This window comes from Rhizobium sp. RHZ02 (assembly GCF_014851575.1).
GTDB classification, from domain to species: domain Bacteria; phylum Pseudomonadota; class Alphaproteobacteria; order Rhizobiales; family Rhizobiaceae; genus Rhizobium; species Rhizobium altiplani.
In genome coordinates this window covers 1-419 of record NZ_JACUZX010000097.1, presented here as the reverse complement: position 1 = coordinate 419, position 419 = coordinate 1, and the positions used below count along the sequence as shown (strand labels likewise).

At 59.2% G+C, this 419-nt stretch carries 1 pseudogene; it reads left to right on the top strand.

The features are described from left to right. Window positions 1-419, top strand: a pseudogene (locus IB244_RS31680) (IS5/IS1182 family transposase); the annotation flags it as partial.

Below are 419 nucleotides of genomic sequence, written 5' to 3'. Positions count from 1 at the left end.
ATGAAGCTGACGGACGGTGTGTTTGACGCCTCGACGCTGTCGCAGAACCGCCGCCGGCGCTTCAACGACACGAGCGTGGCACAGGATATTTTTGACCACATCGTTGAGCAGGCGATCCGTCATGGCCTGGTGGACGGCACGGTGCTTTATACGGATTCAACGCATCTGAAGGCAAATGCCAACAAGGGCAAATATGATCTTGCGATGATCGAAAAGTCGCGCTCCGATTACTGGGCCGACCTCGACCGGGCGATTGAGGCCGAGCGAGCAGTGCACGGCCAGAAGCCCTTGAAGGAAAAGGAGCGCGAGCCGCAGGTGAAGGAAACCAAGGTGTCGCGCACCGATCCCGACAGCGGTTACATGGTGCGCGACGGCAAGCCAAAGGGCTTCTTCTACCTCGATCACCGCACGGTGGACGG